Genomic DNA, 19,888 nt, shown 5'->3' on the forward strand with positions numbered 1-19,888 from the left:
ATGCCGAAGCTGGTGGATCACGAGGAACGGCGGGCCCACATCATCGACGCGCTGCTCCGCTCGGCGGCGAGCAGCGGCCTGCACTCCGTCACCATGCGTTCAGTGGCGGTCGAGGCGGGCGTCTCGGTGCGCCTCGTGCAGTACTACTTCGACACCAAGGAGCAGTTGCTGCTCGCCGCCATGACCCGGCTGACGGCCCGCATGGGCGAACGGGTCCAGCGGCGCGTCCGCGCGAGCGGCGCCGCCGACCCGCGCGGCATCATCGAAGCCGTCCTGCTCGAAGCCGTCCCCACCGACGAGGAGAGCCGGGCCTTCCACCTCATCCACACCGAGTACGCGGTGCTCTCCGTCACCGATCCGGCGCTCGGCGGGCCCCAGTTCCTCGCCGCGCCCGACGAGATGGAAGCCTTCCTCACCGCCCAGCTGACCGCCGCCCAGCAGGCCGGAGCCGCCGAACCCGGCCTGGACGCGCGCCACGAGGCCGTCGTCCTGCTCGCCGTCTCCGCCGGCCTGGGCCTCAGCGTCCTGCTCGACCAGCGGACGGCGGACCAGGCGACCGCCGTCCTGCGCTACCACCTCGGGCGGCTCTTCCCGGGCTTGTCCGGTTCCGGGCTGTGAATCGCTTCGACGGTGGTACCGGCCGGAGGTGGTCGACGGTCGCCCGACGGGTGCCGGACCGGCCCTGTCGACGTGGTCGTCAGAAGTAGCCGAAGAAACGATCCGACCAGGTGGGCCGCTGAATGTACGAGGGCAGTCGGCTCGGCCCGTCGTAGTCGCTCTCCAGTAGTTCCTCGGCAACCACGACATAGCCGAGTTCGACCAGCGCCCGGGTGACCTTGGCGAGGTCCGCGCCGTCCAACTCGCCCTCGACCTGGGCTTCCTCCGTTCCGAGGAAGACGCCCGGGTTTTCGGCGCAGACCAGAGCCAGTGAGCCGAACTTGCTGACGCAGACGACGATCCGGGTTCCGCAGACAGTCGCGTCCCCGGGAACGACGACGCGTCCGTACTCGCTGGAGTCCTGGGCGTCCTGCTCGGCCGGGCAGGGAACCGCGAAGTCGCCTTCGAGCCGAGCCACCAGAGCACCGAAGTGAACCGCGGTCTCGCGACGGCTGTAGCGCTGCGGCCACTCCAGCCACGCCGGATCATCGAGCTTTCGCAGCAACGCCAGCAGATCCGCTTCACTCTCGGCCATACGCTCATCTTGACGCAGCAGCCGCCCGCGGAACAGTCCGGGGCACCGGCACACTCACCGCTCCCCCGACATCACCCGCTCAGGTTCACTGGCATCAGGGATTCCGATCTTGAAGGAGTGCCGACCGCGTGGGACTCGTCCGCGACCCCGTGTACGGCGAAGTGGATCTCATGGTGGTCAACAGTCCGCACGGAGGCATGCCGATCCACTGAACGGGCCGTTGGTTGCTGCCCATGGCCATGGGCGACGAGCCCCGGGCAACCGAGGCTCCGATCAGCAGGGTGCCCGTCGGTGCGACGCGCAGCACCCTCGACCCTTCGGCGGGCCGGAACCTCGGATCCGCTCTTGTCTAGGCCAAGGCCCCCGACTCCACGGGTTGGCGCGGAACGCCGTGGAACACCTGGTCCGCATGCCACTCCCGGTGCCGGTCCGCGACCGGCGGACGGCCCGGCTGCGGGCCGATGACCGGCCGTCCGGACAGCGCGAGCACATGGCGGCGACTGGCCTCGCTGCGGCCGACGAAGCGGTCGGAGACCAGGATGCGACGGCCCTCGCCCAGGCCGAGGACGCCCTTGTCGAAGAGCTTGTGGTGCAGCGAGCACAGGCACAGGCCGTTGTCGACTTCGTCCGGCCCGCCGTGCGACCACCAGCGCACGTGCGCGGCCTCCAGCCCGACCGGTCTCCCGCCAAGGGCGCCGTCGTATCCGCAGAAGGCGCACTGGAACTCGTAGGCGGTGAGTATCAGTTCACGCATCCGCCGGTCCCGCTGCCGCCGGGCCGCGGCCTCGGGCCCGCCCACGGCCCCGGCCTCGGCCCGCTCCGGGTCGAGGCCGACCGCCTCGCAGAGGTCGGTGTGCAGGGACGACGGGAAGTGGGCGTCCAGCAGCACCCTGGCCATCCGGCCCAGCAGGGCCGGCTCCTCGCCGAGCGCCGCCCGCAGCGCGGGCGCGAGCCTGCTCGCGGCCCCGCTCGACCGGAGGATCCCGACCCCGCTGCCGGGGCTTCCCGTCCCCTGATCGGTGCGGACCTCCCACACCCCGTCGCTGACCAGGTGGTGGAAGGGGTAGGCGGGGGTCGTCGGACGCGGCGGCCCGTACTCGGCGAGCAGCCGCTTCAGCTCCTCCTCGACCGCGCTGTACCGCAGTTCGCCCTCCGCGTCCCGCTGGTACCCGCCGAGCGCGTAGAGCAGCAGCAGCGGCTTGTGCGGCGCACGCTCGCCGCCCTTCGTCCAGCGCCTCAGCCGCGCCACCCGATCCAGCCAGTCCATGCCGGCCGGCGCAGTCCGCGGGCCGGCGGAGGAATCACCCGGACCGAGGGCTCGATCCGCCGTCATCCGGCGCTCAACTGGTCGTACTGGTCGAGGAGTTCTGCCGTCGTGGCCTGGTCCGGCGCGAGCTCCAGGGCCGCGGCGAGGTGCCGGCGTGCCCGTCCGTCGCCGAGGATCCCGTAGACCACCATCAGGGCGCCGTGCCCGTAGCAGTCGAGCCCCTCGGTGGCGGCGAGGCCCTCGGCCAGCCACAGTGCCTCGGCCACGTTTCCGATGCCGACCTCCACCTGTGCCAGACAGCGCTGGACGTCCGGGTTGTTCGGAGCCGTCCGGTACTGCGCCCGGAGGTCGCGGAGGGCGCCGTGGGCGTCCTCGGTTTCGGAGGCGGCGATCGCGAGCAGCCGGTCCGGATTCGGCGGCGCGGCGGGCGGGGCCGAACGCCAGTGATCGAGGTGCTCGGATCCGGGCGCGACCCGTTCCAGCGCCAGCAGCGCCGCGTGCCACCGCGCCTCGGCGCCCGCGTGGTGAGCTGCCGCCGCCAGGAGTTCCAGCCCCTGCTCGTTGCCGTCGTCGAGGTGGTGCGCCCGCTCCAGGGCGCCCACGACGTCCGGCCAGTCGACGCCGCTGCGCGGGACCGCGGCCAGCTGGTACAGCACCTTGCCGAGGGCGAGGTGGCCGGTCGGGCCGCCGGCCCCGTCGGCGGTCAGCGAGAAGAGCACCTCGGCCTGCTGCCGCAGGAGGTGCACGGCGTCCTCGTGCCACCGCAACCAGGCCCGGACCTCGGCGAGTTGAAGAACGGCCGGGGCCCATCCGGGCCGGTCCGCGAGGATCCGCTCCAGCTCCCGCCCCGCCCGGTCCACGCTGCCGATCCGGACGTAGGCTCCGGCCAGGTCGTACCGCACGGCCGGATCGTCCGGCTCCAGGAACGCCAGGAACTCCAGCAGCGGGACGGCCTCCGCCGGCCGCCCCGCGAGCAGGTGGGCCGACGCCAGCGCGTGCAGGTCCCCCACCTGCGCGCCCTCGGCCCGGGCCAGCTCCTTCAGGGCGGCCAGCCACCCCGGGTCGGACGTGGCGACGAACCGCTCGTAGCACTCGGCGACCTGGAGATTCGAGGAGGCGCCCCGGTACTGCGGCTCCCAGTCGATGGTCGGTTCCCCGCTCACAATCGCCTCCCCGATCACCCGTTCGCTGCGTGGAATACCCAGGCCCCGTACGGTCTCACGCCGCACCGACACCCCGTCACCTCCGGCGGCCGCAGTGCCGCGCCGCCATGCGCCAGGCGGCGGTGACGGCCCGGTGGGCGGCGGCGGTGGCCTCGGGGATGTCGCCGGGCAGGTGGAGCGGGGTGCCGAGGTGGACGTGCAGGGCGGGGCGGCGCAGGGGGGCGGTGGCGAAGCCGGCGAGCTGTTTGGCGGTGCTGCCCGAGCTGAGGCGGCGGGCGCCGCACTGGCCGAGCGGCACCACCGGGGCGCCGGTCGCCGCCGCGAGCCGGGCGAGGCCGGTGCGGAAGGCGCGCGGTTCCGCGTCGCGGGAGTCCCGGTGCTTCGGCAGGCCGCCCTCGCCGTAGATGAGGACGACCCGGCCGGCCGCCAGCGCCGCCGCGGCCGCGTCGAGGGCCTCGGCCGCCCGGGCGGTGCCGCGGTGGACGGGGATGTGCCCGCCGGACCGCAGCACCCTGCCGAGCACCGGTACCCGCCACAGCCCGGCGGCGGCCATGACCACCGGTTCGGCGCCGAGCCGGCGCAGTGCGGCCAGCACCACTCCCGGGTCGGCCAGGGAGCTGTGGTTGGCCGCGACGATGCTGCCCGGGGTGACCGGGCCGGCCGTCTCGGAGGTGACGGACAGCCGGCCGAGGACGGGTACCAGGGCGGCGGCGATCGTGCTGAGCATGGCTGTTCCCCCGTGTCCCGCGGCGAAGTGACACCTCCATGCTCGCGGAGCGCCGCCGCCGGCCGCCTGAGTAGCCGTACTCAGACCGGGCCGGGTGCCGGCCGGGTCAGCCGCGCTGCACGGTGACCCGGTCCACGGCCGTGCCGTCCTCGGTCAGCGAGCGCACCTCCATCCGGGCGGGCCGGCCCGCGGCGGCGGGGGTCACCTCGACCGCGACCAGGCAGTAGCCGGTGTAGCGGACCCTGGACCAGGTGACCTTGACGGTCTGGTTGTGGCCGCTCCGGTCGGCGACCACCATCGGCACGGGCTTGTCGTCGGCGCTCTCGTGCCCGAGGTAGGTGTCGGCGGCCGGGAAGGAGTAGAGCCCGCCGCCACCGCCGCCCGCGACGACGTAGGTGGTGCCGTCCTTCGCGGGGTCGACGGTGTCGCCGGAGGCGGCCTTGCGGGTGGCCTTGCCGGCCCGGATGGGGTCGGTCCGCTCGTAGACGTGGTTGTGACCGCTGAGCACCAGGTCCACCTGGTACTTGTCGAACAGCGGGGCCCAGTCCTGCTGCGCGCCGAGTTCGGCGCCGTTGTCGTGGCAGGTGGAGTACGTGCACTGGTGCAGGTAGACGACGATGAAGTCGATGCCGGTGTCGGCGCGGAGCACCGTGAGCCGGCTCTCCAGCCACTTCTTCTGCTTGCCCTTGGTGTAGTCGAGGTTGGCCGGGGTGTTGTAGCAGACGTCGTTGCCGTCGAGGCTGATCAGCCCGACGTTCTGGTACCGCCAGGAGTAGATGCCGGTGGACCGGCTCCAGGCGTTGTCGGGCGTCGTGAACCGGGCGCGCATGCCCCCGTAGCCGTCCGTCCCGTACCACGGCTCCATCTCGTGGTTGCCGATCGCCGGCATCCACGGGGTCCGTGCGGCGACGGGCTCGTTCTGCACGAAGAAGGAGTCCCACAGGCGGGCGTCGTACGCGTCGCTGGTCTTGCCGCTGCCGCCGGCGTTGGCGTAGGACAGGTCGCCCATGTGGAGGTGGAAGGCGGGGTCGAGGCCGGCGATCAGGTTGCCGGTGGCGGCCGCGTTGTACCCGATGCCCTGGTCGCCGAAGGCCGTGAAGGTGAACCCGCCGCCGCGGCCGGGGGCGGGTGCGGTGCGGAAGCTCGCCACGTCGCCGAGCCGGGCGCCCTGGCCCGCCGGGTCGTAGCCCTGGTGGCCCACGACGTAGTAGTACGTGGTGTCCGGGATCAGCTGGTCCAGCTGCGCGTGCAGGTAGTACTGGGTGACGGTGGTGGGCTTGATCAGCGGCTGGTCCTCGACCGGGTGCTGCCAGGAGAGCTTGCTGACCAGGGTGCGGACCTCGGCGGCGATCGGGGCGCCGAAGTCGCCGGGCTGGACGCCGATCCGGACGAAGGGCGCGGTCACCGCGTCCGGCACCTGCCAGGAGACGACGACCTGCTGGGAGGGGTCGGCCCCGAAGGCGAGGTGACGGCCGAAGGGTCGCAGCGCGGACCCGGCGGTCCGCTCGCTCCGGGGTGCGGGGCCGGTGGTGGCGGCGCGGGCGGTCGGGGCGTCGAGGGTGGTCGGGCGCGGGGCGGCCAGGGCCGTGCCGGGCAGCAGCAGGCCGCCGGTCGCGAGGACGGCGCCGCCCGCCGCGCCGGCCCGGAGGAGGTCGCGCCGGGAGTGCCGTGGGGTCTCGGTCTCGGACATGACATCAAGTTAGGAAACTTCCCTAACCTTCGACAAGAGGCCCGACACCACCGGATGTATTTTCGATTCCCTTGCACCGCAGGCGAGTTGGAGAGCCCGCCCGGGCCCGCTGCGCACGGTGCGCGACGGGCCCTCGGTGGGCAGCGGTGGCAGGCCCGCTACCGGCGGACGACGAGGACGACGGCCGATCGGCCGCGGGCCACCGAGGTGGTACCGGGCCGCCGTGCGGGTGACCTGCCCGACGTGTCGGCGCCGGAACACCCCGTCCGGCGTGCATGGGTGGAAGGGCGCCGTCCGCGGACGGCGCAGGTTCTGTCCCCCAGTCCGAGAGCCGCCCATGCCTCCCACCGTCTGTCTGCGCCGCATCGTCCCGACCGCGCTCTGCGCCCTCACCGTGGCCCTCGCCGTCGCCCCGGCGGCCCACGCCGCGCCACCGGGCCGCGACGGCGGGTCCGACCCCGGAAGGGCGGACGGCGGCAGTTACGACTGGGACCGCGTCGCGGCCTGCGAGAGCAGCGGCAACTGGCGCATCAACACCGGCAACGGCTACTACGGCGGCCTCCAGTTCGACCGGCCCACGTGGCGGGAGAACGGCGGCCTCGCCTACGCATCGCGTGCGGACCTCGCCACCCGCGAGCAGCAGATCGCCGTCGCCGAGCACCTGGCCGGCCAACGCGGCCTCTCCCCCTGGCCCGTCTGCGGCGCCCGCGCCACCCGCGGCCACGGCCGCGAGGGCGTCCTGCCGGCGCCGACCGCTGCCCCGGCCAGGGCCGTGTCCAAGGACGGCACCTGGACCGTCCGCGAGGGCGACACCCTCGGTGGCATCGCCGAGGTCCTGCGCGTCCCCGGCGGCTGGCCCGCGCTGTACGAGCTCAACGCCGCCGCCGTCGGCGAGGACCCGGACCTCATCGAGCCCGGTCTGGTCCTCGACCTCCCCTCCTGACCCCGCCCCCGCCCGCGACCCCTTCACCGCCCCACCGACCCGCCGCCCGCGCCCGCCCCGGCGCGGGCGGCGGTCCGTCGTTCACGCCGCTCCCGCGCGAAACGCCGACGGCCCGCCCGCTCACTCGGAGCGGACGGGCCGTCGGCGTGTCGGACCGGGCGGACGGGCCCCGGTCAGCCGACGTGCACGCGCGGGCGGCGCGAGCGGTCCGGTTCGGCCTCGCGCAGCACCTCGCGGGTGACCGGCGCGACCTCGCCCTGCCCGAACAGGAAGAACCGCAGGAACTGGGCGAAGGGGCTGCCCTCGGTCCACTCGAAGTAGAGGTGCGGCTGCTGCCCGGTGCGGTCCCGGATGTTCAGCGCCAGCGCGGCGAGCGCGTTCGGGATGCTGGAGCTCTCCAGGGTGAGCACCCGGTAGCGGCCGTGCAGCACCTCGCCGCGCACGGTGAGCTCGGCCTCGAAGTCGGAGGCGTCGCGGACGGTCACCTCGACGAAGACCAGGTCGTCCTCACCCGGGATGTCGTTGTCGGCGCGGATCTGGCGGATCTTGTCGCGGTACTCGGCGACGTCGCGGTGGCTCGGCTCGTTGGCGATCAGCCGCAGCGGGCGGTGCGCGTAGTCCCTGATGAAACGTTCCGCCACATCGTCCATGGCCACATTGGTGACACGCAGCTCGAAGGCGCGGCGCAGCCGGGAGAGCAGCGAGACCAGGATGATCCCGGCGATGAAGCAGGCACCGATCTTCAGACCGTCCGGCCGCTCCAGCACGTTCAGCACGGTGGTGTAGAGGAAGATCGCCGAGATGACCGCGAAGGCGACGGTCCAGCCGCGCTCGCGCTTGCGGTAGGCGGCGATGGTCACCGCGATGGCGGCGGAGCTGATCAGCACCAGCACGCCGGTCGCGTACGCGCCGCCCTGGGCGTCCACGTTCGCGTCGAAGATCCAGGTGACCAGGAAGCCGATCAGGGTCAGCACGATCACCATCGGCCGCACCGCGCGCGCCCAGTGCGGGGCCATGCCGTAGCGCGGCAGGTAGCGGGGCAGCAGGTTGAGCATGCCCGCCATGGCGGAGGCGCCGGCGAACCAGAGGATCGCGATGGTGGAGAGGTCGTAGACGCTGCCGAAGGCGCCGCCCAGGTACTCGTGCGCCAGGAACGCCAGGGCGCGGCCGTTGGCGTCGCCGCCGGGCTTGAACTGGTCGGCCGGGATGAGCAGCGTGGTGATGAAGCTGGTGGCGATCAGGAAGCAGCTCATGATCACGGCGGAGGTGGTCAGCAGCTTGCGGGTGCCGCGGATCCGGCCGGCCGGCTCGGCCTCGGTGTCGGTCGGGTCGCCCTTGATGTGCGGCATCACGGCGACACCGGTCTCGAAGCCGGACAGGCCGAGCGCCAGCTTCGGGAAGGTCACCAGGGCCACGCCGACCATCACGATCGGGTTGCCGTGCTGGAGGGTCAGCGCGTGCGACCAGTCGGTGACCACGTGCGGCGCCTCGACGATCTTCCAGAGGCCGACGGCCACCACGACCACGTTCAGCACCAGGTAGGTCCCGACCAGGAACACCGCCAGGCCGATCGCCTCGCTGAAGCCCTTGAGGAAGACCGCGCCGAGCAGCGCCACCAGGACCAGCGTGATCACCACCTGCTTGCCGCCGAGGAAGCCGGTCAGGTGCGGATTCTCCACCAGGTGCGCGCTCGCGTCGGCGGCGGACAGCGTGATGGTGATCAGGAAGTCCGTGGCCGCGAAGCCGAGCAGCGCCAGGACGAACAGCTTGCCCTTCCAGAACGACAGCAGCCGCTCCAGCATCGCGATCGAGCCCTCGCCGTGCGGGCTCTCCTTGGCCACCCTCCGGTAGACCGGCAGCGCGCCCAGCAGGGTGACCACCACCAGCACGATGGTGGCGATCGGCGACAGCACGCCCGCGGCGAGGGCGGCGATGCCCGGCTGGTAGCCGAGCGTCGAGAAGTAGTCCAGGCCGGTCAGGCACATCACCCGCCACCAGCGCTGGCCGGCCTGCGCGCCGTGCCCGGCGGAGTCCCCCGCCGCCGGGCCCTCGGGCAACGCCTCCGGGCCGTCCTCCGCCGCGGTCGGCTGCGCGGGCTTCTCCGCGGTCACGTCCTCCAGCAGCCAGCTGCGGAGGCGTATTCGCGCCGACGGCGCGTCCGTCTCCGCCGTCCCCGTCGTACCCGACGAAACCACCTTGCACCTCTTGTTTAAAGACCCCGTAAAACGCCGTCGGGCGACGGCCGTGCGAAACGCTATGCGACGGCCGTTAAGGATCCGTCATCGGGCCGCGTTAAGAAAACGTCATTACGGCGCAGGTCGGCGCGGGTGGCCGAGGTGGCACGGGGTGGCACGGGGTGGCACGGTGCGACCGGAGGGGTGCCCGGGGAGGAAATGACCCCGAACCGTTCCGCCGGTTCGGGGTCATTTCGGGGGTCAAGTCCGGCGTCCCCTTCCTCGGGGGGGGGGAGCCCCGGGTCAGGCCCGGTAGCCGAGGACGGTCATCATGCCCGTCTCCGCGTGGTAGACGTTGTGGCAGTGCACCATCCACAGACCCGGGTTGTCCGCGTCGAAGTCGACGGCCAGGGTCGCGCCCGGCAGCACGACCGCGGTGTCCTTGCGCGGGCCGTCGCCGGGCAGCGCGAAGCTGTGGCCGTGCAGGTGGACGGGGTGCCACATGGTCGTGCTGTTGCGGAACTCCAGCCGCACCCGCTCGCCCGCCGCCACCGGGTGGCGCTGCGCCGGGTCGTACCTGCGGCCGTTGAACGCCCAGTCGGCCTTCGCCATCCCGCCGGTGAGCTCCAGCTTCACCGTGCGGTCCGGCGCCTTGGCGGGCAGCCGCACGCCCGGGGCCGCCCTGAGCTGCCCGGCGGTGACCAGCCGGCCGTCCAGCTCGGCCGGGCGGACGGCGGCCCCGGGGGCGGCACCGCCGCCGGTGCGCAGCACGGCCAGGGCGGTGGCGTTCTTGCCCTCGGCCAGCGCGGTCAGCGGGAAGACGCCGTCCCCGGCGGTGACCAGCACGTCGTAGCGCTCGCCCATGCCGAGCAGCAGCGCCTGGGTGGTGGCCGGTTCGACCGGGAAGCCGTCGGTGTGGGTGACGGTCAGCTCGTGGCCGCCGAGGGCGACCCGGTAGGCGGTGTCGCCGCCCGCGTTGATCAGCCGGATCCGGATCCGGTCGCCGGGTTTGGCGGCGAAGGTCTCGGGCGCGGTGGCGAGCCTTCCGTTGACCAGGTGGAACGGGTACGCGACGTCGCCCGCGTCACCGCCCAGCAGCGGGCTCCGGGCGCCCATCAGCATCCGGCCGGGGGCCGCGCCGCTCGGGGCGCTTCCTCCCGTCCCGGGCGTCCCCGACATTCCCGGCATTCCCGGCATGTCGTGTCCGGAGCCGCCCGAGTGGTCCATCCCTCCCATGCCCTTGGCGAGTTCGGCGAGGACGGCGTCCGGGGTGCTGCCGTCGACGCCGTCCACCCAGTCGTCCAGGACGACGACCCACTCCTTGTCGTAGACCAGCGGCTCCCTGGGGTCCTCGACGATCAGCGGCGCGTAGAGGCCGCGGTCCTGCTGGACGCCGGAGTGCGGGTGGAACCAGTACGTGCCCGGGTGGGAGAGCGCGAAGCGGTACTCGAACGAGCCGCCGGGCCTGATGTCGGACTGGGTCACGCCCGGCACGCCGTCCATGTCGTTGCGCAGGGCGAGGCCGTGCCAGTGCAGGGAGGTGGACTGCGGCAGGTGGTTGGCCAGGGTGACGGCGAGGGTGTCGCCGAGGGTGGCGCGCACCTCCTGGCCGGGCAGCCGGTCGCCGTACGCCCAGCTGCGGACGGTGCGGCCGCCGAGGTCGAGGGTGGCCTCGGTGGCGGTGAGCGCGATCCTGCGCTCGGGGCCGGGGTTGCGCGCGGCCTCGGCGGCGGCGACCTCGGGGCCGTTCGGGGTGAGGTAGCCGGCCGGGGCGGCGGACGGGCCGGACGAGCCGCTCGGGCCGGTCGCTCCGGTGGTGGGGCCGTGGTTCATGGACGCGTGGTCCATGCCCGGCATGGAGTCGGAGGAGCAGGCGGCGAGCAGGCCGGTCCCGGCGGCGGCGAGCGCGGCGCCGAGGACGGTACGACGGGTGGGTGTGCGCATGACGGAGTGCACCTCGTGCGGTGGGTGGGTGTACAGGGCGTCGCGTCGGCCGTTCCGTGCGCGGGTGCCGCGGGGCGCGAGCGGGCACATGGAGGTGTGCGCGGGCGCTCCCGAGCGGGCGCGGGCACGGGACGGCGGGCGCGCGCCTACTGACGCAGCACCGAAAGCCGGGCGAGGAGGATCCGTCCGCCTCCGGGCGGGGGCAGCGCGCGGACGGCCCGCAGCAGCCGGGCCCGCACCTCGGCGGCGGCGTCGCCGCTGCGGCGCAGCAGCGGGCCGGTGAGGAGCAGCACCAGGGTCCAGCCGGCCAGCACGGCGAGGCAGACCGCCATCGGGTCCATGCCGCCGGGGGCGGCGGGGTCGAGGGCGCCGACGGCGGAGGCGGCCCGGTGGACGGGGGCGAGGTGGTCGGCGGCAAGGTGAACCGGGTCGGGCCGGCCGGCGGCGGGCCCGGCGGCCGGTCCGTGCCGGACGGCGCCCGACGGGTGCGGCGGCGGGGCCAACGTCCCGGCGCCCTCGTGCCCGCTCTGCCCGCCGTGGCCGATCGCTCGGCTCTGTCCGCTGTGTCCGGCGGACCCGCCGTGCCCGCCGACCGGATGGCCGAGCGTGTGCATGGTCACGACGCCGAGCAGCAGCGCGGCGAGCAGCAGCAGGCGCAGGGCCCACGGCACCGGCGGACCGAACGGCCGCGACCGCGCCATCCTCCGCCTCCCGTCCCCGACGCCCGCCATATGTACCCCCGCAGGGTATCCCGACCTTACGCCGCCGGCCGAGCCCGGCCGGGCCGGGCCGGGCCGCCCTCCTGTTCACTCCGTGGCGTGCTGGTCCGCGCCCAGCACCGCCGCCGCCACGTGCTCGCGGAACCAGCGGTGGCCCGGATCGGCCGCGTTGCGCGGGTGCCAGGCCATCCCCAGCTCCAGCGGGGCGAGTTCGAGCGGGATCGGGAAGGTGCGCAGGCCCAGCGCGGCGATGGTGTCCGGCAGCCAGTCCGCCGGGGCGAGGGTGATCAGGTCGCTGTCCCGGGCCAGCAGCATCGCACCGGTGTGGCTCGGCACGACGACCGCCACCCGGCGCTTCAGCCCGAGCGCGGCCAGCGCGGTGTCGATCGGGCCGAGGCGCTTGCCGCGCCGGGAGACGCCGATGTGGTCGGCGGCGGCGAAGCGACGGGCGGTGATCCGACGGCCGTCGAGCAGCGGGTGGCCGCCGCGGGCGAGACCGACCAGCGGGACGCTCATCAGCCGACGGGTGCGGACCTCGGGGTCCAGGTGGCCGAGCACGCCGAGCTCGACGTCCACCAGGCCCTGCCGCAGCGCCGGGCCGCCCTCCAGGGTCTCCGGCAGGAACACCACGTCGACCCGCGGCGCCTCGGCCCGCATCCGCTCCGCGAGCGCGCCGGCCGTCCGCGCCAGCATCAGCTCACCGGCCTGCACCGTGAAGGAGCGGTCGAGGTGCACGGGGTCGAACCCGGCGCCGGGGCGCAGCACGCTGTCGCAGCCGCGCAGCAACGCGCCGACCTCCTCCCGCAGTTCGAGCGCCCGCGGGGTCGGGACCAGCCCCTGCCCGGCGCGCACCAGCAGCGGGTCCTCGACGGCGCGGCGCAGCCGTGCCAGCATCCGGCTGACCGCGGCCGGCGAGGTGCCGAGCCGCTCGGCCGCACGGGTCACACTGTTCTCCTGGAGCAGGGCTTCCAGGGCCCGCAGCAGGTTGAGGTCCATCGATCACACGCTCCTGAGCTGTGTCTTTGCGTTCCGCGCAACTATCCGATGCCGATCCTTGCATTGTTCCTGCCGGCGCCGGCCCCCGAAGGTGGAGGTGACAGGTGATCACCTGCCCCTCCACGACCACCCCTCGGAGCCCTCGTGTCCCAGCCCTCCCGCGCCGCCCGCGCCGGCGACGTCCTCGCCGTCGTCAGCCAGAGCGGCCCGACCGTCTCGTTCTTCGACGCCGCCACCGACCGGCACCTCGACACCCTCCAAGTCCTCGCCGAGCCACACGAGTTGTGCTTCGACCCGACCCAGCGGCTGCTCTGGTGCAGCAGCGCGTACCACTCGGGCTACTACCACGCCAACAGCGGCCGCCGCACCGAGCTGACCGTCATCGACGCGGACACCCGCCGGATCGTCGAGGTGATCGACCTCGCCCCCGAGCACGGTCCGCACGGGCTGGCACTGGACACCGCCCGGGGCCGCCTCTACGTCAGCGTGGAGGGCGGCGAGGACCGCCCCGGCGGCGTCGTGGTCATCGACACCGCGACCCGCCGCCCGCTCGGCCGGATCGACACCGACGCCCCCGGCCCGCACTGGTTCGCCGTCTCCCCGGACGGCCGGACCGGCTTCGCCACCAACAAGGAGGCACCCTTCGTCTCAGTGGTGGACCTCGAACGGGGCACGCTGACCGCCAAGGTGGAGGTCCCCGGCAGCGAGGGCCTGGCCGTCTCCCCCGACGGCACCCGGGTCTACGCCGCCGGCCCGTACCTCTCCACCTCCGCCGCCCCCGCCGCGGCGCCGGGCATCCGCGTCATCGACGTCCCGACCGCGACCGTCACGGCCGTCCTCCCCACGGACTCCCCGGCCCTGCCGGTCCACCTCACCCCGACCGGCCTGCTCCTGGCCGGCGAGGTCCGGCCGGCCCCCGCCCCCGGCTCCGCCCTGGGGCGCCAACTCCCTGGCCGCCTCACCGTGTTCGCCACCGACGACCACCGCCGCCTCGGCTCCGTCGAGGTGGGCCTCTTCCCCCTCACCATCACCTCCTCCCCGGACGGCGGCCTCGCCTACGTCGCCAGCGTCGTCTCCTCCACCGTCGACGTCGTCGACCTGGCCACCCTCACCCCCGTCTCCCGCCTGACCGTCCCCAAGCTCGCCGACCCGGGCGCCCACGGCCTGGCCTACCTCCCCCGCGCCGAGTGAACCTCCGAGCGGCCGCGAGGTGACCGCCGGGATGCGGCCGCCGGGCAGCCGCCGTCCGGTCGCGGCGGACCGGCGGCCGCCCGGCGGCCGCGCCGCGTCATGATTCCGGTGACCGGGTCACCACCGGCGACCCCTTGGACGACACCCTGGAGGGAAGACTGATGCGCGATCGCAGCCCCGGACCCGACGGACGGCCCGTCAGGTCGATCTGTCTCGGCGCGATGACCTTCGGCACCACCGTCGACGAGCGGACCGCGACGGCGATCCTCGACCGGTTCACCGAAGCCGGCGGAACGTTCATCGACACCTCAAACAACTACGCCTTCTGGGCCCCCGGCGCGAACGGCTACGAGAGCGAGGAACTGCTCGGCCGCTGGCTGGCGCGGCGCGGCAACCGCGACGACCTGGTGCTCGCCACCAAGGCCGGCGCCCGCCCGGTGCCCGGGCTGCCCTTCCCCGAACACGTCGAGGGCCTGTCCGCCCGCACGCTGCGCGAGGCCGCGGAGGGCAGCCTGCGCCGCCTCGGCACCGACCGGCTGGACCTGTACTACGCGCACGTGACCGACCCGGCGACGCCGCTCGAAGAGACCATGGGCGCCTTCGCCGGGCTGGTCGCCGACGGCAAGGTCACCGCCCTCGGCTGCAGCAACCACCGCGTCGCCGACCTGGCCGCCGCCAACGACCTCGCCGCCGAACGGAGTTGGCCCGGCTACCGGTACGTCCAGCAGCGCCACAGCTACCTGCGGCCGCGGCCCGGCGCGGACTTCGGCATCCAGCGGCACGCCGACGAGGCCCTGCTCTCCCACCTCGCGGCCCGGCCGGCGCTGACACTGCTCGCCTACTCCCCGCTGCTCGGCGGCTCGTACTGCCGCCCCGACCGGCCGCTGCCCGAGCAGTACGGATGGCCGGCGGCGCGGGCGCAGCTGGCCGCGCTGGCGGAGGTGGCCGAGGAGACCGGCGCCACCGTCAACCAGGTGGTGCTCGCCTGGCTGATCGGCCATCCCGTCCCGACCGTGCCGGTCGTCGGCGTCGGCTCCGTCGCCCAACTGGACGAGAGCCTGGCCGCGTTGGACCTCGTCCTCGACGAGGAGCAGCGCCGGCGGCTGGACACCGCGGCCTGACCTCCACCCCGCCGTCGGGGCCTGTTGTGCGGGACAGGCCCCGGCCCACGCCGACCGACCCGCGCCCCGTCCGCGCCGGCGGCCGGGGGCGCGCTCCGTGCCAAGTTCGCGGTTTTCCACGATGCCCGAGCGTGGCGGTCGCGTGCCAGTCTGTGACCACCACCGCACCCCACGGCCGGGCCGGGGCGGGACCGATCCGCCACGGGTGACCGGCCGTTCACGTGGAACACCAGGAGGGACTTGTCATGAACAGGCGAATTCGCGCGGCTTCGCTCTGCGCCGCTCTCGCCGCCGCGGTTCTCGTCGGCGGCACCGCCCAGGCCTACGCCGCCGCGGCCTCCCCCGCCCCGGCGCACGCCGCCGCGACGCCCGCCGTCCAGGAAGGCACCTCGACGCAGGCGATCGAGATCTGGCACTACGCCGGCCGGTACGACTCGTTCGTCGCGGCGCAGGCGGCCTACTGGGTGCTCTACGGCCTCGGAAGCGCCATCAAGGACAAGATCGAGCAGGTCGTGGTCGACGGCGCGTACCGGTGGGACCTCTACATCCAGTGAGTCCCCCGGCGCCGGCATCGAGCCGAGACGCCCTCCGGACGGAAACAAGGCGAGCGTGAGACACGTCCGCTCGCCCGGCCTCGAAGAGAGTTGGTAGACCCATGCAGCGTACGACGTCCATCACCGGTCTGGGCCGCACGGCCGCCGGCGCCCTCACCGCCCTGCTGATGGCGGCCGGAGCGGTCGCCCTCGCCCCGTCCGCCCAGGCCGCGGCCGGACAGACCGGGCCGCAGGCGTCCGCGGCGCAGCGCCCGGCCGCCGAGAGCGAGTCGGCGAGCGTGCCGCGGATCACCGCGGACCGTTCCACGAAGGTCACCCTCTCCAACAACAGCGGGTCCGGCCTGACCAAGACGTGGGAGAAGCTCGACCACGGCTGCTGGACGAACGACATGCTGCCGTCCGACTACGTCCCCAACACCAAGTCCTCCAGCTGGCAGAGCGAGTCCTGCGGCTTCGCGACCGGGACCGAGGGGAACATCACGTACACGCTCGCCGACGGCGGCGAGGTCAAGCTGCACTGGAACAACCCCTACTGGGGCAGCAACGACTACAGCTGCTCCGTCCCGTACGGCTACACCTGTTCCCGGAGCGGCGGCAGCGGGGACAACACCTCGGTGACGTTCAGCATCGGGCGGGCGTCCCTGGCCGCCGCGTCCCCGGCCGCCGCGGAGTCGCCCAGCCTCCTCTCCGCCGCCCGGAGCACCTCCGTCAACCTGACCAACAACTCCGGCAAGCTGCTCACCCGCTCCGGCGCGAGCCTGCAGTGGGGGATCTGGTCCGACGGCGGGATGCCCCCGTCCATGGTCCAGTCCGGTGTCACCGCGAAGTGGGCGAGCGAGTCGGACGGCTTCATGACCGGCACGGAGGGCGACGTCACCTTCGACGTGCTCGGGGAGCAGAACAAGGTGAAGGTGCACTGGAACAACCCCTACACCGGCAGCAACAGCTACAGCTGCGACGCCCCGGCGGGGTACAAGTGCACCTGGCAGGGGGGCGGCGGTGACAACGCCGCGGTGTCCTTCACCCTGTCGAAGTCCTGATCGCACCGCATGAACCGGCGCCGCCCCCGTCCGGGCCGGGTGCACCCGCACCCCGGACGGGGGCGGCGCGGTCCCCGGTCCGCCGCGGCCCCGGACCCGGACCCGGTCGCTACCGCTCCAACACCGCCACCAGCTGGGTGCGCCGGGCGATCCGCAGCTTCCGGTAGGCGTTGGTGAGGTGCGTCTCCACGGTGCGGCGGGTGAGGCAGAGCGCGGAGGAGATCTGGGCGTTGGTGTGCCCCGCCGCCGCCAGTTCGGCCACGCGCCGTTCGGCGGGGGTCAGGGCGTGTCCGCCGTCCCTGTTCCGCACCCCGCCCTCGCGCAACGCCTCCTGCGTCAGGCCGAGGAGACGGCCGACGGCGGCCGACGCCCCGGCCTGCGGCGCGGGTGCGGCCAGTCGCCGGGCCACGGCGTGCGCCTCGCGCAGCGTGTCACGCCCCTTGCGGCCGTTGCCCGCTCCGAGCTGGGCCCGGCCGAGATCGACCAGGATCTCCACGAGTTCCACGGGCGCGGAAGCCGGCCTGAGCAGTTCGGCGCCCTCGGTCAGCGAACACAGGGCCAGCCTGCCGCCCACGGTCGCGGCGTACGCCCGCAGCGCCCGGCCGACGGTACGCGCGGTGCCCCAGGTCCGGGCGTGGCGCAGCTCCTCCTCGGCGAGTTCGCGCGCCTCCTCCCGCCGCCCGAGCCGCACCAGGGCGAGCGCCGCCCCGGAACGCCACGGTGTGGCGACCGGACTGACGAAGTCACGGGCGCTCTGGCCGGCTCCGCAGCGCAGGTAGTCGTCGAGGGCGGCCTGCCAGTCGCCGTCCGCCGCGTGCAGCAGGGCCCGGGTGTAGCTGAGTTCGTTCCACTCCCAGGACCTGTCGCTGCCGGACGGGCCGGCGAGGGCCGCGGCCTCCCACGCCCCGGCGCGCCGGCCCGTCTCGCACAGGGCCGTCGCCACCATGGCCGCCAGATGCGGCAGTCGCACGCCCTGCCCCGCGGTCGCCGCCACCAGGGCGGCGTTCTCCGCGATGACGCGGTCGAATTCCCCCGCCCAGAGCGCCGCCTCGGCCCGGACGCTGAGCAGGCACTGCAGACCCACGTCCGTCAGGTCCGGGGGGACGGGCGGGACGGGCAGGCACAGGCCGGTCAGCTCACGCGCCTCCTCCAGGCGGTCCGCCCACTGCAGCAGGGTGGCCGCGCTGCCGAGCCAGGCGGTCCGCAGCCGCGGGTCCACCGGCACCGCCAGGCGCGGCCGGACCCGGGCGAGCACCTCGGCCGCCGAACGGAGGCCGGCCCCGGCTTCGTACTCGGTGATCAGTCCGCACACCAGCGGCTCGATGGCCGGGGGCACCGTCGGGGCCAGCGCGCGCAGACCCGCGACGGCGCCGCGCCAGGCGTCGCTGTCGTGGGAGGAGACGAGCGCGCCGAGGGCCTGCAGCACCTGGACGAGCTCGTCGTCGTCGGCGGCACGGCTCACCTGGTGAAGGACCCGCAGGGCGGTGTCGGGATCCCGGCCCGCGACGAGGGCCGCGCTCAGGGCGGTCGCCGCGGTCGCCCGCTCCCGCAGATCGGTGTGCAGTTCCAGCCCGGTGTGGAGCCTGCGGATGCCGGCGGTCGCGTTGTTCGGAAGCTCCAGGGCGCCGAGGCGCAGGCAGAGGGCGGCACGCCGGTCGGGATCGAGCGGGCCGCTCAGCGCGTGGCGCAGATACGCGGCGGACTCCGCGACCTGGCCGGCGCGCATCGCCTCCTCGGCGGCGTCGGCCAGCGAACGGGCCATCCACACCTCGCTGGGCCGGTCCACCCGCAGGAGCCGGGAGGCCACGGCCGTCGCCGGCGCACCGCTCTCGTCGAGCAGTTCCGCCATGCGCGTGTGGAGTTCGGCGACCTCCTCCGGCTCGGCGGCGGCGAGCACGGCCTCCCTCGCGAGGGGGTGGCTCAGCAGCCTGCTCAGGCGGCGCACCGACCGCTCGCCCGGGGGGCGCCGGGACGTGCAGAGACCGGAGAGCCGGCGGAGGAGGCCGGGGCCGGCCGGCATCCCCTCCTCGGCCGCGACGACGACGGCGAGGCAGGCGTGGCGCAGGCAGGGGTCCGCCCTCCGCAGCCAGTCGGCGATCGTGTCGCGGTAGCGGCTGTGCGACCGGGCGGACGGCGGGCGAGGGAGCGGCCCGTCACCGAGGTCGGCGACCAGCGCCCGCACCAGGGCCGGGTTGCCGACACCCGCCTCGACGCAGGTCACAACGGCCTTCTGCTCCAGGCCCGCGGCTCGGGCGATGCGGATGACCGCCGACACGCTGAGCGGGTGCAGGGCGACGGACACGCCCGTGGCGGGCGGGAAGGCGGCCGGACCGGACCGGTCGGCGCACTCGGTGGCCACCAGCAGGACGGGGATGTCGGCGATGCGGCGGGCGAGGTAGCCGATCCAGCGCCGGGACGGCTCGTCGGCGTGGTGGAGGTCGTCCACCGCCAGCAGCGCCGGCCGCTCGGCGGCCGACCGGGCCAGGCGCGTCACCAGCCGGTGGAACAGCCGCTGTTCGTCCGGTCCGCCCGGTGCCGAGAAGGGAACGGCCTCGTCGTCCGCGAAGAGCTGCCGGACCAGGCCGAACGGGAACGCCGTCTCCTCCGGTACGCCGCGTGCCCGTCCGACGCGCATGGCGTCGCCGTCGGCCTGCTGCCGGACGATCGCCTCCAACGCGGCGGTCCGGCCCCGGCCGGCCACGGGCGCCGAGAGCAGGACCGAGCGCCCGCTGCCCGCCCGTACGGCCGCCGCTGCTGTCGCAGTCATGCCAAGAACCTCGTCGCGCTCCAGGAGCATCCGATCCCGTCCCTTCGTCCTGTCCACCCGCGGCGCCGGCCCGGGCCCGCCTCCCCCGCCCGGGCATCGCCGCCCGGGGCCACCGGATCCGCATTTCCGCGGGAATACCGTGACGTTCCCGTCCCGGTCCGATCCTCACCCAGTAGCGACACGAACCGACTCACCGCGCGGAAAACGGCGCGATCACGTTTGTGGCAGAGCTTGATCCAGCCGCTTTTATCACGTTTCACGCACGAACTTTCCGCCCGCGACAACGGAGTGCACCGACCCCGAACCCGCCCGGCCGCATCCGGGACCGGCCCCGCGCAGGCAGCGGCCGGGACGGCGGACCGTCACCCGCGCCCGCCGGCCACCGCGCACGCACCGGTTC

The 19,888-nt window shown here is 74.3% G+C and carries 16 protein-coding genes; 6 read left to right on the forward strand and 10 right to left on the reverse strand.

Annotated elements, in window-relative coordinates; genetic code table 11:
• The gene (locus ACFVVA_RS12630) at positions 1-618 is read left to right on the forward strand and encodes a TetR/AcrR family transcriptional regulator (RefSeq protein ID WP_387688582.1); all 618 of its coding nucleotides are present in this window, start codon (positions 1-3) and stop codon (positions 616-618) included.
• A 79-nt stretch (positions 619-697) separates the two neighbouring features.
• Here the strand turns inward: ACFVVA_RS12630 and ACFVVA_RS12635 are convergent, their stop codons facing one another.
• The 5 genes from ACFVVA_RS12635 to ACFVVA_RS12655 form a co-directional block, all read right to left on the reverse strand.
• Positions 698-1,192 (reverse strand): hypothetical protein, encoded by a 495-nt coding sequence (locus ACFVVA_RS12635; protein WP_387688584.1) that lies wholly within the window; start codon positions 1,190-1,192, stop codon positions 698-700.
• 349 nt (positions 1,193-1,541) lie between these two features.
• Complete coding sequence (locus ACFVVA_RS12640; RefSeq protein ID WP_387688586.1) at positions 1,542-2,459, reverse strand: phosphorothioated DNA-binding restriction endonuclease; 918 nt, start codon at positions 2,457-2,459, stop codon at positions 1,542-1,544.
• Between the two features lie 62 nt (positions 2,460-2,521).
• Complete coding sequence (locus ACFVVA_RS12645) at positions 2,522-3,622, reverse strand: tetratricopeptide repeat protein (protein ID WP_387688588.1); 1,101 nt, start codon at positions 3,620-3,622, stop codon at positions 2,522-2,524.
• A 76-nt stretch (positions 3,623-3,698) separates the two neighbouring features.
• Positions 3,699-4,349, reverse strand: a complete 651-nt coding sequence (locus ACFVVA_RS12650; RefSeq protein WP_387688590.1) for a lysophospholipid acyltransferase family protein — start codon at positions 4,347-4,349, stop codon at positions 3,699-3,701.
• Between the two features lie 106 nt (positions 4,350-4,455).
• Positions 4,456-6,039 carry a purple acid phosphatase family protein gene (locus tag ACFVVA_RS12655; protein ID WP_387688592.1) on the reverse strand — a complete coding sequence of 528 codons (1,584 nt, stop codon included), beginning with the start codon at positions 6,037-6,039 and terminating at the stop codon, positions 4,456-4,458.
• 337 nt (positions 6,040-6,376) lie between these two features.
• Between ACFVVA_RS12655 and ACFVVA_RS12660 the strand changes: the two genes are divergently transcribed.
• On the forward strand, positions 6,377-6,982 hold the full coding sequence (locus ACFVVA_RS12660) for a transglycosylase family protein (protein WP_387688593.1): 606 nt from the start codon (positions 6,377-6,379) through the stop codon (positions 6,980-6,982).
• A gap of 173 nt (positions 6,983-7,155) precedes the next feature.
• Here ACFVVA_RS12660 and ACFVVA_RS12665 read toward each other — a convergent pair whose 3' ends face one another.
• The 4 genes from ACFVVA_RS12665 to ACFVVA_RS12680 all read right to left on the reverse strand — a co-directional run bounded on the left by ACFVVA_RS12665 (position 7,156) and on the right by ACFVVA_RS12680 (position 12,815).
• Positions 7,156-8,967 carry an amino acid transporter gene (locus ACFVVA_RS12665; protein WP_387688764.1) on the reverse strand — a complete coding sequence of 604 codons (1,812 nt, stop codon included), beginning with the start codon at positions 8,965-8,967 and terminating at the stop codon, positions 7,156-7,158.
• 492 nt (positions 8,968-9,459) lie between these two features.
• A complete protein-coding gene (locus tag ACFVVA_RS12670; protein ID WP_387688595.1) occupies positions 9,460-11,100 on the reverse strand; it encodes a multicopper oxidase family protein in 1,641 nt (546 codons plus the stop codon).
• Positions 11,101-11,246: 146 nt separating this feature from the next.
• Positions 11,247-11,801 carry a hypothetical protein gene (locus ACFVVA_RS12675; RefSeq protein WP_387688597.1) on the reverse strand — a complete coding sequence of 185 codons (555 nt, stop codon included), beginning with the start codon at positions 11,799-11,801 and terminating at the stop codon, positions 11,247-11,249.
• 105 nt (positions 11,802-11,906) lie between these two features.
• Entirely contained in the window at positions 11,907-12,815 is a 909-nt protein-coding gene (locus ACFVVA_RS12680; protein WP_387688599.1) for a LysR family transcriptional regulator, read from the reverse strand.
• Between the two features lie 144 nt (positions 12,816-12,959).
• Here ACFVVA_RS12680 and ACFVVA_RS12685 point away from each other — a divergent pair, with 144 nt between their 5' ends.
• The 4 genes from ACFVVA_RS12685 to ACFVVA_RS12700 all read left to right on the forward strand — a co-directional run bounded on the left by ACFVVA_RS12685 (position 12,960) and on the right by ACFVVA_RS12700 (position 16,721).
• The gene (locus ACFVVA_RS12685) at positions 12,960-14,006 is read left to right on the forward strand and encodes a YncE family protein (protein WP_387688601.1); all 1,047 of its coding nucleotides are present in this window, start codon (positions 12,960-12,962) and stop codon (positions 14,004-14,006) included.
• Between the two features lie 161 nt (positions 14,007-14,167).
• Entirely contained in the window at positions 14,168-15,127 is a 960-nt protein-coding gene (locus ACFVVA_RS12690) for an aldo/keto reductase (protein WP_387688603.1), read from the forward strand.
• Positions 15,128-15,372: 245 nt separating this feature from the next.
• Positions 15,373-15,681, forward strand: a complete 309-nt coding sequence (locus ACFVVA_RS12695) for a hypothetical protein (RefSeq protein ID WP_387688605.1) — start codon at positions 15,373-15,375, stop codon at positions 15,679-15,681.
• Positions 15,682-15,782: 101 nt separating this feature from the next.
• Positions 15,783-16,721, forward strand: a complete 939-nt coding sequence (locus tag ACFVVA_RS12700) for an aegerolysin family protein (RefSeq protein ID WP_387688607.1) — start codon at positions 15,783-15,785, stop codon at positions 16,719-16,721.
• 109 nt (positions 16,722-16,830) lie between these two features.
• Here the strand turns inward: ACFVVA_RS12700 and ACFVVA_RS12705 are convergent, their stop codons facing one another.
• Positions 16,831-19,518, reverse strand: coding sequence for a LuxR C-terminal-related transcriptional regulator (locus ACFVVA_RS12705; RefSeq protein WP_387688609.1), 2,688 nt, complete (start codon positions 19,516-19,518; stop codon positions 16,831-16,833).
• Positions 19,519-19,888 lie beyond the last annotated feature (370 nt).

The sequence above is a fragment of the Kitasatospora sp. NPDC058048 genome (assembly GCF_042885555.1).
GTDB lineage: Bacteria > Actinomycetota > Actinomycetes > Streptomycetales > Streptomycetaceae > Kitasatospora > Kitasatospora lactacystinica.